This is a genomic window from Pedobacter psychroterrae, from assembly GCF_004331695.1.
Lineage (GTDB): Bacteria > Bacteroidota > Bacteroidia > Sphingobacteriales > Sphingobacteriaceae > Pedobacter > Pedobacter psychroterrae.
This window is the reverse complement of record NZ_SJSL01000001.1, coordinates 522630-537857: the sequence shown is the minus strand read 5'-3', so window position 1 is coordinate 537857 and position 15228 is coordinate 522630. Positions and strand designations below refer to the sequence as shown.

The 15228-nt window shown below is 40.2% G+C and carries 16 protein-coding genes; all 16 read left to right on the top strand.

Going from position 1 to position 15228, the window contains the following annotated elements:
- Nucleotides 1-2 precede the first annotated feature (2 nt).
- Genes EZ437_RS02260 through EZ437_RS02185 form a run of 16 tightly spaced genes read left to right on the top strand, consistent with a single transcriptional unit; the run spans nucleotide 3 to nucleotide 15224 of the window.
- Nucleotides 3-1211: an NADH-quinone oxidoreductase subunit D gene (locus EZ437_RS02260; protein WP_131592836.1), complete on the top strand. Its 1209-nt coding sequence runs from the start codon at nucleotides 3-5 to the stop codon at nucleotides 1209-1211.
- The gene (locus EZ437_RS02255; protein WP_131592834.1) at nucleotides 1204-1716 is read left to right on the top strand and encodes an NADH-quinone oxidoreductase subunit NuoE family protein; all 513 of its coding nucleotides are present in this window, start codon (nucleotides 1204-1206) and stop codon (nucleotides 1714-1716) included. Before EZ437_RS02260 ends, EZ437_RS02255 begins: the two co-directional genes overlap by 8 nt.
- Complete coding sequence (gene nuoF / locus EZ437_RS02250) at nucleotides 1716-3083, top strand: NADH-quinone oxidoreductase subunit NuoF (protein ID WP_131592832.1); 1368 nt, start codon at nucleotides 1716-1718, stop codon at nucleotides 3081-3083. The genes EZ437_RS02255 and nuoF overlap by 1 nt, the downstream gene beginning before the upstream one ends.
- A 5-nt stretch (nucleotides 3084-3088) precedes the next feature.
- On the top strand, nucleotides 3089-4093 hold the full coding sequence (locus tag EZ437_RS02245) for a 2Fe-2S iron-sulfur cluster-binding protein (protein ID WP_131592830.1): 1005 nt from the start codon (nucleotides 3089-3091) through the stop codon (nucleotides 4091-4093).
- A complete protein-coding gene (gene nuoH, locus EZ437_RS02240) occupies nucleotides 4093-5130 on the top strand; it encodes an NADH-quinone oxidoreductase subunit NuoH (RefSeq protein WP_131592828.1) in 1038 nt (345 codons plus the stop codon). The genes EZ437_RS02245 and nuoH overlap by 1 nt, the downstream gene beginning before the upstream one ends.
- 32 nt (nucleotides 5131-5162) lie before the next feature.
- Nucleotides 5163-5666 (top strand): NuoI/complex I 23 kDa subunit family protein, encoded by a 504-nt coding sequence (locus EZ437_RS02235; protein WP_131592826.1) that lies wholly within the window; start codon nucleotides 5163-5165, stop codon nucleotides 5664-5666.
- The gene (locus EZ437_RS02230; RefSeq protein WP_131592824.1) at nucleotides 5666-6163 is read left to right on the top strand and encodes an NADH-quinone oxidoreductase subunit J family protein; all 498 of its coding nucleotides are present in this window, start codon (nucleotides 5666-5668) and stop codon (nucleotides 6161-6163) included. The genes EZ437_RS02235 and EZ437_RS02230 overlap by 1 nt, the downstream gene beginning before the upstream one ends.
- Before the next feature lie 8 nt (nucleotides 6164-6171).
- A complete protein-coding gene (gene nuoK / locus EZ437_RS02225; RefSeq protein WP_394343162.1) occupies nucleotides 6172-6492 on the top strand; it encodes an NADH-quinone oxidoreductase subunit NuoK in 321 nt (106 codons plus the stop codon).
- A 24-nt stretch (nucleotides 6493-6516) separates the two neighbouring features.
- Nucleotides 6517-8409 (top strand): NADH-quinone oxidoreductase subunit L, encoded by a 1893-nt coding sequence (gene nuoL, locus EZ437_RS02220; protein WP_131595096.1) that lies wholly within the window; start codon nucleotides 6517-6519, stop codon nucleotides 8407-8409.
- Between the two features lie 21 nt (nucleotides 8410-8430).
- On the top strand, nucleotides 8431-9897 hold the full coding sequence (locus EZ437_RS02215) for a complex I subunit 4 family protein (RefSeq protein ID WP_131592819.1): 1467 nt from the start codon (nucleotides 8431-8433) through the stop codon (nucleotides 9895-9897).
- Nucleotides 9898-9901: 4 nt separating this feature from the next.
- Nucleotides 9902-11275: an NADH-quinone oxidoreductase subunit N gene (locus EZ437_RS02210; RefSeq protein ID WP_131592817.1), complete on the top strand. Its 1374-nt coding sequence runs from the start codon at nucleotides 9902-9904 to the stop codon at nucleotides 11273-11275.
- Between the two features lie 46 nt (nucleotides 11276-11321).
- Nucleotides 11322-11978, top strand: coding sequence for a DedA family protein (locus EZ437_RS02205; protein WP_131592815.1), 657 nt, complete (start codon nucleotides 11322-11324; stop codon nucleotides 11976-11978).
- Between the two features lie 7 nt (nucleotides 11979-11985).
- Nucleotides 11986-12540, top strand: coding sequence for an inorganic diphosphatase (locus tag EZ437_RS02200; protein WP_131592813.1), 555 nt, complete (start codon nucleotides 11986-11988; stop codon nucleotides 12538-12540).
- Nucleotides 12540-13856: a hemolysin family protein gene (locus EZ437_RS02195; protein ID WP_131592811.1), complete on the top strand. Its 1317-nt coding sequence runs from the start codon at nucleotides 12540-12542 to the stop codon at nucleotides 13854-13856. The genes EZ437_RS02200 and EZ437_RS02195 overlap by 1 nt, the downstream gene beginning before the upstream one ends.
- A 10-nt stretch (nucleotides 13857-13866) precedes the next feature.
- Entirely contained in the window at nucleotides 13867-14571 is a 705-nt protein-coding gene (locus tag EZ437_RS02190) for a 16S rRNA (uracil(1498)-N(3))-methyltransferase (protein ID WP_131592809.1), read from the top strand.
- A complete protein-coding gene (locus EZ437_RS02185) occupies nucleotides 14568-15224 on the top strand; it encodes a DUF4159 domain-containing protein (protein ID WP_131592807.1) in 657 nt (218 codons plus the stop codon). Before EZ437_RS02190 ends, EZ437_RS02185 begins: the two co-directional genes overlap by 4 nt.
- The last annotated feature ends 4 nt before the right edge of the window (nucleotides 15225-15228 follow it).

Below are 15228 nucleotides of genomic sequence, written 5' to 3'. Positions count from 1 at the left end.
ACATGAATCAGCCGATATATACAGATAATGATCCGCAGAATGAACTGGTGACCCTGAATCTTGGGCCTACCCATCCTGCAACGCATGGTGTGTTCCAGAACGTAATCCAATTAGACGGAGAACGCATAGTAAGCGGTGTTTCTACCATTGGTTATATTCATAGGGCATTTGAGAAAATTGCAGAACACAGGCCTTTTTACCAGATCACTCCTTTAACAGACAGGCTGAACTATTGCTCTTCGCCCATCAACAATATGGGCTGGCACATGACAGTAGAAAAACTGCTGAATATTAAAATGCCTAAGCGTGTTGATTATTTAAGGGTAATCATCATGGAGCTGGCGCGTATTTCTGATCATATCATCTGCAATACGATCATTGCTCAGGATACCGGGGCAACGACAACCTTCCTTTATCTTTTCCAGTTTAGAGAGCATATTTACGAAATCTACGAAGAGATCTGCGGAGCTAGATTAACCACCAATATTGGCAGGATTGGTGGTTTTGAAAGAGATTTTAATGAGATCGCTTTTGCGAAGATCAATAAATTTTTAAAAGAGTTTCCAGTTGCATTAAGAGAATTTGAAAGCTTGCTCAACCGTAACAGGATCTTCATCGACAGAACTGCTAAAGTTGCAGCGGTAAGTGCTGAACAGGCGCTTGATTACGGATGGACAGGCCCATTATTACGTTCGGCAGGTGTAGATTATGATGTTCGTGTAAGCGATCCATATGCTTCTTATGAAGATTTCGATTTTGAGGTTCCTGTGGGGACTAGCGGAGATATTTACGACAGGTATCTGGTACGTAATGAAGAAATGTGGCAAAGCCTAAGATTAATAGAGCAGGGGATGGAGAAATTAAAGCATGAGCCCAAAGGGATATTTCATGCAGATGTCCCTGAGTTTTATCTGCCGGCAAAAGAAGAAGTTTATAATAATATGGAGGCGTTGATCTATCACTTTAAAATTGTGATGGGAGAGATCGATACTCCTAAGTCTGAGATTTACCATTCTGTAGAGGGTGGAAACGGTGAGCTTGGTTTTTACCTGATAAATGATGGGGGAAGAACTCCTTATCGTTTACATTTTAGAAGGCCCAGCTTTATCAATTATCAAATGTTTGCTCCTATGAGTAAAGGCATGCTATTGTCCGATGCCATTATCAATATGAGTAGTATGAATATTATAGCAGGAGAATTAGATGCTTAAAGTAGAAGAACAACAACCTGTTACATTTTCATCAGCATTGATAGAAAAATGCGGTGAAATTGTTAAACGATATCCTGGAGGCAAACATAAATCTGCCTTGTTGCCTATCCTGCATGAAGTTCAGGCTGAACTTGGATGGCTAAGTCCTGATGCAATGGACAAGGTCGCCTCTTTTCTAACTATTCAGCCTATTGAGGTTTATGAAGTTGCTTCTTTCTATAGCATGTACTTTTTAAAACCACAGGGGAAGTTTGTTTTGGAAGTATGCAGAACAGGACCTTGTTGTCTGGTAGGTGCAGAAAAGTTAATGGACCATTTAGAACAGCGGCTGGGTGTTAAAGAAGGTGTGGTTACTCCAGATGGCTTGTTTAGCTGGAGAGGTGTAGAATGCTTAGCAGCATGCGGCTATGGACCTGTACTTCAGATTGGCCCTGAATATACTTTTTATGAGAACCTCAATGAACAAAAGGTAGATCAATTGATACAAGACTTACGCGATAAATAATGGCTCGGAAACTATTATTAGAACATATAAACGTACCAGGCATCAATACACTTGATGTTTATCGCCAAAAAGGCGGATACAGGGCCGTTGAAAAAGCATTGAAGACTTTGTCACCTGAAGAAGTGGTTGAAGAAGTTAAGAAGTCAGGATTACGTGGTCGTGGAGGTGCTGGATTCCCGACAGGTATGAAATGGAGCTTTTTAGCAAAGCCAGAGGGCGTAGCACGTTACCTGGTTTGTAATGCTGACGAATCTGAGCCCGGTACTTTTAAAGACCGTTATTTGATGACTTATATTCCTCATGCCTTAATAGAGGGAATGATCGTTTCAAGTTTCGCCTTAGGTGCAAATACCTCTTATATTTATGTAAGAGGCGAAATGATGCCTCAGATCCGTATTTTAGAAAAGGCAATTGCCGAAGCTAAAGCTGCGGGTTTCCTGGGACAGAATATTTTGGGAACAGGGTACAACCTGGAACTATATGTTCAGCCTGGTGGAGGCGCTTATATTTGCGGTGAAGAAACAGCTTTGCTGGAATCGCTGGAAGGTAAAAGAGGCAATCCTAGAATAAAACCACCGTTTCCTGCTATTGCCGGATTATATGGCTGTCCGACTGTAGTAAATAATGTTGAATCTATCGCTGCCGTTGTTCCGATCATTAATGATGGGGGCGATGAGTACGCAAAGATTGGTATTGGCAGAAGTACCGGAACAAAATTGATTTCAGCTTCTGGAAATTTAGTTAGGCCTGGTGTATATGAAATAGAGTTGGGCCTGCCGGTTGAAGAATTTATCTATTCTGATGAGTGGTGTGGTGGTATTGCAAATGGTAAACGCTTAAAAGCTACTGTAGCAGGAGGATCTTCTGTGCCAGTTTTGCCTGCTAACCTGACATTGAAACTTGCGAATGGTGAACCAAGATTGATGAGCTATGAGTCGCTTTCAGAAGGTGGTTTTGCTACCGGAACGATGATGGGTTCAGGCGGTTTCATTGCTTTTGACGAGGATCAGTGTATAGTTAGAAATACCTGGAATTTTTCGCGGTTTTATCACCATGAGAGTTGCGGTCAATGTTCGCCTTGCAGAGAAGGAACGGGCTGGATGGAAAAAGTGCTGCACAGATTAGAATATGGACATGGAAAGATGAGTGATATTGATCTTTTGGTTGACGTTTCTAAAAAAATAGAAGGAAATACAATTTGTCCCTTAGGAGATGCAGCAGCATGGCCAGTAGCAAGTGCGATACGACATTTTAGAGATGAATTTGAATGGCATGTTAAGGAGCCAGTTAAAAGTTTAGATACAAATTACGGTCTGGCAAACTATGCTGAGCCAATTGCTAAGGCAGAAGTTACGACAGGAAATTAACAATCATGAGTGATAAAGTTAAGGTAACCATAGACGGGATAACAGTAGAAGTAGCGCCCGGCACAACCATTCTAAATGCTGCAAGGCAGATAGGTGGCGATATTGTGCCTCCAGCTATGTGCTATTATTCTAAATTAGAAGGCAGCGGCGGAAAATGCCGTACGTGTATTGTAAAGGTTAGTAAGGGTTCTGAAAAAGATCCACGTCCTATGCCCAAACTGGTAGCATCTTGCCGTACAACAGTGATGGATGGCATGGAGGTGCAAAATATTACCTCGCCCGAAGTCATCGAAGCACGCAGCGGTGTAGTAGAGATGCTGCTGATTAATCACCCTTTAGATTGTCCTGTATGTGACCAGGCGGGCGAATGTGATCTTCAAAACCTTGGTTATGAACATGGCCTGCAAAAGACCAGGTACGAGTTTGAACGCAGAACATTTGAGCGGATCGACATTGGTGATAAGATACAATTACACATGAACAGGTGCATTTTATGCTATCGTTGTGTGTTTACCGCTGATCAGATTACGAATAAGCGTGTTCACGGTATTTTAAACCGCGGAGACCATTCCGAGATCTCTACATACATACAAACTGCTGTTGACAATGATTTCTCGGGAAATGTGATCGATGTATGTCCTGTAGGGGCTTTAACTGATAGAACATTCAGGTTTAGAAACAGGGTTTGGTTTACAAAACCTATTGATGCACATCGTGATTGCCCTACATGCAGTGGTAAAGTTACACTGTGGTACAAAGGAGAGGAAGTTTTGAGGGTAACCGCACGTAAGGATATCTATGGTGAGGTTGAGGAGTTTATATGCAATACCTGCAGGTTTGATAAAAAGCAAACGTCAGACTGGGTTATAGAACACCCAACACACATCAGTGATGCATCGGTTATTGCGTCTAATCATTATGAGACTTTAAAACCATTGCCTGTGATTCAGAATAATCCACAATTGCAACAAGCCAATAAGGTAGAACTGGAAAAAACGACTAAATTCTAATGGATATAGCTTTTGTAATAGAGAAATTCATACTGGTAACGATCATATTCGCTATTAGTTTACTGATAGCAATGTACTCAACCTATGCTGAGCGTAAAGTAGCTGCTTTTTTACAGGATAGGTTAGGTCCGGACAGAGCAGGCCCTTTCGGAATGTTTCAGCCGTTGGCAGATGGCCTGAAGATGTTTATGAAGGAAGAAATTATCCCAACTAATGCCAATAAATGGCTATTTATGGTGGGGCCTGGTCTGGCAATGCTTACAGCTTGTATAGGTACAGCGGTGATTCCCTGGGGTAGTGATGTACAGATCGGTGATAGAATTGTCCCCCTTCAGGTCACAGATATTAATGTTGGTATCCTGTATATTTTTGGCGTGGTATCGCTTGGGGTATATGGCGTTATGATAGGAGGATGGGCATCTAATAATAAGTATTCCTTATTAAGTGCCATACGTGCTGCCTCTCAAAATATAAGTTATGAGATCGCAATGGGCTTGTCGATTATTGCTTTATTACTCGTGACTAATACCATGAGCCTGAAAGAAATAGTGGAGCAACAGCATGGATGGCAGTGGAATATCATCTATCAGCCGCTGGGTTTCCTCATTTTTATCATCTGTGCTTTTGCGGAGACTAACAGAGCCCCTTTTGATTTACCTGAGTGCGAGACCGAGTTAATCGGTGGATACCATACAGAATATTCTTCAATGAAACTGGGCTTTTACCTGTTTGCGGAATACATCAATATGTTTGTTTCAGCAGCAGTGATGGCGACGTTATATTTTGGTGGATATAACTATCCTGGCATGGACTGGGTATTGCTGAATGCTGGCCCTTTATTTGGGCCATTGATAGGAACTGTAGTATTTTTTGTGAAAATATTTGCATTTATTTTCTTTTTCATGTGGGTACGCTGGACAATTCCACGTTTCCGCTATGATCAGTTAATGCATCTGGGCTGGAAGGTATTGATCCCGCTAGCTATAGCAAATGTTATCATTACAGGTGTTGTGATCGCTATAATTGAGAAATTTTAACACCGCATTGCGGATAATATAAAGGAGGTTTAATGGAGCCATTAACCAGTAAAAAGAAAGTATTAGAACAAAAGCCGCTTACCTTAGCAGAGCGCATGTACCTGCCTGCTATAGTGAAGGGGTTGTCCGTTACGATAAGTCATATCTTTAAAAAAGAGGCAACAATTCGTTATCCCGAACAGGAGCGCGAATTCTCTACCAATTTCCGGGGGATGCATTCTTTGAAAAGAGATGAGCAAGGCAGGGAACGTTGTACTGCATGCGGGTTGTGTGCATTGTCGTGCCCTGCAGAAGCAATTACGATGATAGCGGCAGAACGTAAACAAGAGGAGAAGGAGCTTTACAGAGAAGAAAAGTATGCAGCAGTTTATGAGATCAATATGCTCAGGTGTATTTTCTGCGGACTATGCGAAGAAGCTTGTCCAAAAGAGGCCATTTATCTGGATGGCCCAATAGTTCCTGCTGATTACCTGCGCAAGGATTTCATTTATGGTAAAGACAAACTGGTTGAACAGCCACTAAACAATAATAAATAATGGGTACATCGGTATTCTATTTTGTAGCAACATTTAGCGTGATCTTTTCACTGATGGTTATTTTTTCTAAAAACCCGGTGCATAGCGTGCTTTATCTGATTCTTACGTTTTTTACTTTCACGGTCCACTATATTCTTTTAAACGCACAGTTCCTGGCAGTGGTAAACTTTATTGTGTATATGGGAGCGATTATGGTACTGTTTCTTTTTGTACTGATGCTACTGAATCTAAATAAGGATAATGAACCGCTGAAATCAAATATGGTAAAGATAGTAGGTGTCATTGCCGGATGCTGTCTTGTTGTAACCTTGGTAGGTTCATTGAAGGCGACTGCCATCTCTGACCCTGTGGTGTTAAAAAATCCAAATCTGGGACTGTTGAAGAACCTCGGTAAGGAATTATTCGGGCCGTTTATGTTGCCTTTTGAACTGTCTTCAATTTTATTGCTTACGGCAATGGTTGGTGCGGTATTGTTAACTAAAAAAGAAAAAGCATAGTGGAGAACATGACTCATCAATTGCAGGGAGTGCCACTTAACCATTACATCTGGCTAAGTGCTATTATTTTCACAATTGGCGTTGTCGGTGTGTTAACACGCCGAAATGCCATCGTTATTTTTATGTCGGTAGAGCTGATGCTTAATGCTGTAAACTTATTGTTGACGGCTTTTTCTGTACACAGCAATGATCCTTCAGGTCAGGTGTTTGTGTTTTTTATTATGGCACTTGCAGCTGCAGAAGTAGCTGTAGGCTTAAGTATTATTGTAATGGTTTACAGAAATACACAGTCAATAGATATTAATGTGTTGAACCGCCTTAAGTGGTAATTTTTAAGAATAAAGTATAAGATGATAATAGATTTAGTTTGGCTGGTTCCCCTGATTCCCCTGATTGGTTTTGTAATCAATGGATTGGGAAGAAATACATTCTCCAAAAGCCTGATCGGTTTTATAGGAAGCAGCGTTATATTCATATCGTTTGCAATCAGTGTAGGAATATTTCTGGCATTGGGTTCTGATGTAAATAAATCTCACGAGGTTTTTCTGTTTGACTGGATAAGTGCGGGGGCGTTACATATTCCGCTATCGTTCCTGGTCGATCCGCTGAGTGCTATTATGTTGCTGATCGTAACCGGAGTTGGCTTCCTGATCCATATTTATTCGATTGGGTACATGCACAGTGATGAAGGTTTTGGCAAGTTCTTCAGCTACCTGAACTTGTTTATATTTTTCATGTTGCTGCTGGTATTGGGATCGAACTACATTGTTATGTTCATTGGATGGGAAGGAGTGGGGCTGTGTTCCTATCTGCTTATTGGTTTTTGGTATACAAACAGCAATTATGCATCTGCAGCTAAGAAAGCCTTTGTGATGAACCGGATTGGTGACCTTGGCTTTCTACTTGGTGTGTTTTTCATATTCACCACGTTTGGAAGTGTAGAGTTTTCTAAAATATTCCCTCAGGCCGCAGCAATGCTTCCCGGAGACGGTACCATTGCTTTAATTGCGCTGTTGCTATTCATTGGCGCTTGCGGTAAATCAGCACAGTTGCCTTTATTTACCTGGTTGCCCGATGCAATGGCCGGCCCGACTCCTGTGTCGGCATTGATCCATGCTGCAACAATGGTAACGGCGGGTATTTATATGATTGCAAGATCAAATCTGATATTTGATTTGGCCCCCGTAATTCAGCATGTGATTGCTATTGTTGGTCTCGCCACCGCAATAGTAGCGGCCATTATAGCTTTAACCCAAACAGATATCAAAAAGGTACTTGCCTATTCTACCGTATCCCAATTGGGCTATATGTTTTTAGGCTTAGGGGTTGGAGCGTATAACGGAGCTTTTTTCCATGTGATTACACATGCATTCTTTAAAGCATTACTTTTCTTATGTGCAGGCTCAGTAATTCATGCCTTGCATCATGAACAGGATATGCGGCATATGGGTGGCTTAAGGAAAAAGCTGCCGGTTACATTCATCACCATGCTGATCGGAACTATTGCCATCGCTGGACTACCTCCTTTCTCAGGATTCTTTTCAAAAGATGAAATTTTGGCACATGTATATGTTCATGACAAAGTGCTATGGGGAATTGCTGTATTCGGGGCATTCCTTACCGCGTTTTATATGTTCAGGATGTTATTCCTTACTTTTTACGGGAAATACCGTGGTACGCATCATTCAGAAGAGAAAATCCATGAGTCTCCTGCCTCTATGACCTTTCCTTTAATCGTGTTGGCTATACTTTCTGCTATTGGAGGAATTATCGGCATCCCGGAAGTACTTGGAGGCAGTCACTGGTTATCCGATTGGCTTGAGCCAGTCATAAAACACACTGGAGAATCGCCTGATCATGCTACAGAATATATCCTGATGGCAGTTTCGGTGGCAGGTGTGATTGTCTCTATCGGATTTGCTTATTTCAAATACATCAAACAGAGCCATGTGCCTGTACCGGATGAGACCAAACGACCTCTGTTGGCAAATTTGTCTTATAACAAATTCTATTTTGATGAAATATATGATGCGCTGATCAGGAAACCTCTGGATGTCCTTTCTGGATTCTTTTATAAGATCTTTGATAATAAAGTTATCGACGGTATTGTAAATGGATTTGGGCTGGGTACGACTGAAGCAAGTAAGGGATTGAGGCTTTTACAATCCGGAAATGTCGGGTTTTATATTTTTATGATGGTGGTAGGAATCATCTCATTGTTATTGTATACTTATTTATCTCTATAAAAGATCGTTCAGGAAAACACAATGGAACAACTTTTACTACTTCTTATATTTTTACCATTGGTGGGAGCCCTGGTTACAACATTTTCGGGTACTGCGGCTAAACATGTCGCCTTATTCTCATCAATCGTTTCTTTGGCACTGACAATTGCCGTGGTTTGTAATTTTACCCCGGACGCCAGTACTCAATTTGTTGTAAATTATCCCTGGATACAGGATTTAGGCATCAGCTTTCACGCTGGAATAGATGGAATAAGCATCATTACCGTAATATTGACAAACGTGCTGATCCCTCTCATCATCCTCACAGGGTATAAACATGAGTACAAAAACGGAAATGCATTATTTGCGCTCATCCTGTTTATGCAGAGTGGCTTATTAATTGTATTTACAGCACTGGATGCATTCTTATTTTATATTGGGTGGGAAGCAGCCTTAATCCCTATATATTTTATATGTGCCGTATGGGGAGGCAAAGACCGCATAAAGGTCAACATGAAGTTTTTTGTATATACCATAGCAGGGTCGTTATTTATGCTTGTGGGAATAATTTATTTATACCTTCAAAATCCGGCACACAACTTTGATATACAGGCATTTTATAACCTCAATCTGGATGGTGCACAGCAAGGCTGGGTATTTTGGGCGTTCTTTATTGCTTTTGCGATAAAAATGCCGGTATTCCCATTCCATACCTGGCAGCCAAGTACGTATACTGAAGCACCTGCTGTCGGTACGATGTTATTGTCCGGGATCATGTTAAAGATGGGGATATATGGAGTGATCAGGTGGTTATTACCAATTGCCCCTGCAGGTTTGCAGCAATGGGGTTATATCGTAATTATTTTGTCGGTGATAGGGATTATTTATGCTTCTTTGATCGCTTTTACTCAAAAGGATGCCAAGCGTTTGGTGGCTTATTCTTCCATTGCACACGTTGGACTCATCAGTGCCGGTATCTTTGCCTTAAATACCCAGGGAATGCAGGGTGCGATGATACAGATGTTAAGTCACGGGATCAATGTAGTAGGCCTTTTCTTTGTGCTGGATATTATCAGCAGCCGGTTAAAGACCAATAGGATAAGTGAGCTTGGAGGTATTGCAAAGCAGGCACCCATATTGGCCATTACAGCATTAATCATTGTTTTGGGTACAGTAGCCTTACCGGGCACAAATGGTTTTATTGGTGAATTCCTGTTGTTGATGGGTGTTTATCAATACAATATATGGATTGCTGCATTTGCAGGGTTGACCATTATTTTTGGGGCAGTTTATATGCTAAGGATGTACCAGAATGTAATGCTGGGCAAAACAAATGACCTTACCATTGGATTTGCTGATATAGCAGGTACGGAGAAAGTGGTATTGTATACGATCTGCGCTTTAATCATCGCATTAGGTGTTTATCCAAAACCTATTCTGCAATTATCTGAAGCATCAGTACAACATTTAATAGAACAAGTAACACAAAAATTAACTTCGGTAAACTAAGCAAATGAATATCATTATAACAATTGCAGTTACAGCTTTAGTAGTGCTTTACGCAGGTTTGTTTAAGGCTAAAAAAGCATTATTGCCAATTACGCTAATTGGCCTGCTTACCGCATTGGGGTTTGTGGCTGTTTCATGGAATACTGATCAGGTTTATTATGGCATGATGCAAATGGATAATTTTGCATTGGCATTTTCAGGGATTACTATTCTTGGAACGCTGTTTATATTTCTCCTTACCCAAAATTATTTTGCAAAGGATAGTGAAAACATTGCTGAATACTTTACACTAATCTTATTTGCCCTGGTGGGAATAGTGATTATGGTCTCCTATAAAAACATGTCAATGTTGTTTATCGGCCTAGAAATCATGTCTGTAAGCTTATATATACTTGCGGGTATTCGCAAGAGTAATTTTGCATCAAATGAGGCATCATTAAAATACTTTTTAATGGGGGCCTTTTCTACAGGCTTTTTATTGTTTGGGATAACCCTCATCTACGGTGCTACAGGGTCATTTGATCTTGATGCGATTAATAATTATCTTGTGGGCAATTATACATCGATATCTCCAATGTTCTATTCCGGATTGATACTGATGATGATTGGCCTGAGTTTTAAAATTGGGGCCGCACCATTCCATTTTTGGGTTCCTGATGTTTACGAAGGTTCACCTACACTGATCATGTCATTCATGTCTACCGTGGTGAAAACAGCTGGATTTGCTGCATTTCTGAGGCTATTTGCTGACACATTTGCCCCGTTGCACGATTTCTGGATGCCACCGCTGATGGTAATTGTATGTTTAACGTTGCTAATTGGAAACGTAACCGCTTTATTTCAAAAGAACTTTAAGCGGATGCTTGCCTATTCCAGTGTATCACATGCCGGATATTTGTTGTTTTCCTTGATTGCGCTTACGGCAAATTCTGCCAATAACGTATTGGTGTATGCAGCAGCATATACGTTTGCTAGTATTATTGCTTTTGGAGTACTTATTATAGTGAAGCAAAAGACCGGTTCAGATCATTTTGATAGCTTTAACGGACTGGCAAAACGGAATCCTTTGATCGCATTTGTACTTACTGTTGCCATGCTCTCTCTGGCTGGAATTCCTTTAACAGCCGGTTTTATTGGTAAATACCTGATGTTTCTAAATGTAATGCAGGAATACCAGATATTGCTTGTAGCCTTTGCTATTCTAAATGCGCTTGTCGGATTTTACTATTACTTTAAAGTCATTGTGGCAATGTATTTTAAAGAAGGCAAGGAAATTGAATTGGAAACTCCTGCACAGTATAGGGTTGTCCTGGTTTTGTCAGTGATAATTACGTTGTTTTTAGGAATATACCCTGCAGTAATTTTAAATTTGATATAACGATTTTCTCTTGATTATTATTTGTAGTTTTACGAATAATTGAACTATGCAAGATTTCTGGACTACAATACAGCAGTTTATTGATTCCGAAAAATTACTTAAAGAAGGTGGTTTTTATGTTGTGATGTTTGTTATTTTTGCCGAAACCGGATTGTTTTTTGGATTCTTCTTACCAGGTGATTATCTATTATTTCTTGCGGGGATGTTTGTTGCTACGGGTAAACTTGATGTCAATATATATTTGCTGATTTTGGGACTATGCGTTTCTGCAATTTGCGGTAATTTTACGGGCTATTGGTTTGGAAGGAAGACAGGCCCTGTATTATATCAAAGAAAGGACTCTTTCTTTTTTAAGAAGCGTTATTTGAAGGCCGCAGAAGAGTATTACAATAAGCAAGGTGCCTTTGCTTTAATAATGGGCAGATTTGTACCGATAGTCAGAACGTTTGCGCCGATATTTGCCGGAGTAGTTAAATTAGATTTTAAAAGGTTTGCATTATACAATATTGTCGGAGCGATCATATGGATAGCATCCTTAACTTTGATGGGGTATTTTTTAGGCAGGAGATTTGAGAAAGAAATTAATGACTATTTATTATATATAATTATAGGTTTTATTATTGTAACTACCATTCCTTTGATCATTACATTTGTAAAAAAGAGGGTGGTAAAAAACAATAGTGAAGAAATAACAAAGGATTAATAACAAAATGAGTAAATACGATCATCACCCATGGCATAGCGTTTCTCCCGGAGAACAGTTACCTGAATATGTAAATGCCATTATAGAAATACCTAAGGGTTCTAAGGCTAAATATGAAATAGATAAAGATTCTAACTTAATCAAACTGGATAGGGTGCTCTTTTCTTCTGTGATGTACCCTGCAAATTATGGCTTTATTCCCCAGACATATTGTGATGACAATGATCCTCTGGATATTCTGGTATTATGTTCGGTGGATGTTTATCCTTTGTCTATAATCGAAGCCAAAGTAATTGGTGTGATGCATATGGTAGACAACGGTGAGCAGGATGATAAAATCATTGCTGTAGCTAAAAATGATATGTCGGTTAATTATATCAATGATTTGGCAGAATTACCTCCTCATACGATGAAAGAGATCGTCAAATTTTTTCAGGATTATAAGGCGCTGGAAGAAAAAAAGGTAACAATTGAACATTTGCTAGGCGTGCGATATGCTCATAAGGTCATCCAGGAAAGCATGGTGCTTTATGATGAAAAGTTTAGAAATAATAAATCTTAATGGAAGGTCTCAAGATATTTTTAACATTCTTCTTAGTAGCGCTTAACGGATTTTTCGTGGCAGCAGAATTTGCAATCGTGAAGGTTAGGGCCTCACAGATTGAAATTAAAGCTAAATCTGGAAGTAGAGTTGCGAATATTGCAAAATACATTACCCAGCATCTTGATGGATATCTGGCCGCAACGCAATTAGGTATTACACTTGCGTCTCTGGGGCTTGGTTGGGTCGGTGAATCTGTAATGCACGGCATTGTGCACGATTTGCTGATTAATTTTAATTTGCCGGATGTTTATATTACCTCTATCTCCACTTTTATTGCGTTTCTTTTTATCACGGTAATGCACATTGTATTCGGTGAGCTGGCGCCTAAGTCTATAGCGATACAAAGACCGGTAGCTACTACATTGTTTATTGCTTTTCCTTTGCAGGGATTCTATTGGCTGTTTCGCCCTTTTATCTGGGTGTTGAACGGCTTTGCCAATATGATCCTTAAACTGTTTGGGATATCGAGTATAGGGGGGCATGAATCAGTGCACAGTACAGAGGAGCTCTATTACCTGCTTGATCAGGGTAAAGAAAGTGGTGCTTTGGATACCAATGAACACGAACTTATTAAAAACGTTTTTGATTTTAATGAGCGGGTAGTTAAAAACATCATGGTTCCCAGGACCAAGATCTCAGGAATTGAACTTTCCACCCCTAAGCAGGAAGTGATAGAAACGATCATTGCAGAGGGTTATTCAAGACTACCTGTTTATGATGACATCATTGATAAAATAATTGGAATAGTCCATGCTAAAGATATCCTGCCTTTACTGGCTGGCGATAAGCAGTGGGCACTTAGTGATATTATAAGAAAGCCCTATTTCGTACCTGAAACAAAAAAGATCAATGACTTGCTAAGCGAGCTTCAGCAAAAGCGCATTCAGATAGCCATTGTAATAGATGAGTTTGGCGGAACTGCGGGTATGGTCACACTTGAAGATATTGTAGAAGAGATCGTTGGGGAGATACAGGACGAATACGATGAAGAAAAACCTACTGTTGAGAAAATCTCTGAAACAGAATTTATCATCAATGCATATGCTACCGTTTACGATGTAAATGAGCATTTGCCTCATGACTTACCAGAAGATGAAGACTTTGATACTGTAGGTGGCTTGGTTTCGCATGCATTTGGAAGAATCCCTGAAGTGGGTGACAGCGAAGAATGCTACGGTTACCTGTTTACTATTCTGAAAAAAACAGAGCAGAATATAGAAACCATAAAACTAGAATTAGTGATCGATAAAAGCGACATGGTGGACAATCATTAATTTTTATAGTATGCATGTTTTTTATACACCAGACATTGATTCTGATCAGTATGTCTTAAATGATGAGGAGAGCAGGCATTGTGTAAAAGTATTAAGATTGATCATTGGTGCTCAGGTTTTTCTAATTGATGGTAAAGGGGGACTTTATAAAGCCGAGATCATAAGCGAGACAAAAAGAAATGTTGGCCTTAGAGTTCTTGAATCTACCAAAGAATACCAGAAACGTAACCACCATCTCCACATTGCTGTAGCACCCACAAAAAATATTGATAGAATAGAATGGTTTCTTGAAAAGGCCACAGAGATAGGTATTGATGAAATCACTCCCATCATCTGCGACAGATCTGAACGCAGAGTAGTAAAGGAAGACAGGCTTAACAAAGTAATCACCGCTGCTGTAAAGCAATCTTTACAGGCCTATCACCCTGTATTGAATCCTCAAATTAATCTGAGCGATTTTCTGAATACGCCCAATGACTCAAATAAAATGATTGCGCATTGTATTAGCGAAGCATCCAGGCAGTATATAGACCAGGTTGCGTTGCCAAAACAGCGTTACACTATCCTTATAGGGCCTGAAGGTGATTTTACACCAGATGAGATAGCCCTGGCTTTGCAGTTTGGTTATAAACCGCTAACTTTAGGTAATACTAGGCTGCGGACAGAGACGGCAGCGCTGGAAGCATGTTTTGAAGTGAATTATATAAACAGATGAGATTTAAGTGGTCCATACTCGCTTTAATATTGCTAACCCAGTTGGCATTTAACGTGCCTACTTATAAAATAGCAAAGCTGAAATACAATGGGGGCGGCGACTGGTATGCAAACAGAACCGCACTTCCAAACCTTATCGATTTTTGTAATAAAAACCTGAAGACAAACCTGGCTGCCCAGGAGGCAATAGTGGAGGTTGGCAGCCCTGAACTTTTCAACTATCCTTACATTTACTTAACCGGGCATGGAAATGTACTTTTTAACAATGCAGAAGCAGCTAACCTTCGCAAGTATTTAACAGGCGGGGGCTTCCTTCACATAGATGACAACTACGGTCTGGATAAATTTATCAGGAGGGAAATGAAAAAGGTCTTTCCTGAATTGACCTTTACAGAACTTCCTTCAGATCATGCGGTGTACAATCAGAAATATAAATTTCCTGGCGGCCTGCCTAAAATACATGAGCATGACGGCAATAGGCCTCAGGGATTTGTGCTTACCTGGCAGGGGAGGATAGTATGTTACTATACATTTGAATGCGATTTAGGGAACGGGTGGGAAGATTATGGGACTTATCCTGACGATACGCAGGATAGACGGCTGATGGCGCTTAGAATGGGCGCTAATTTAATTCAATATGCACTTACACAATAGTTAT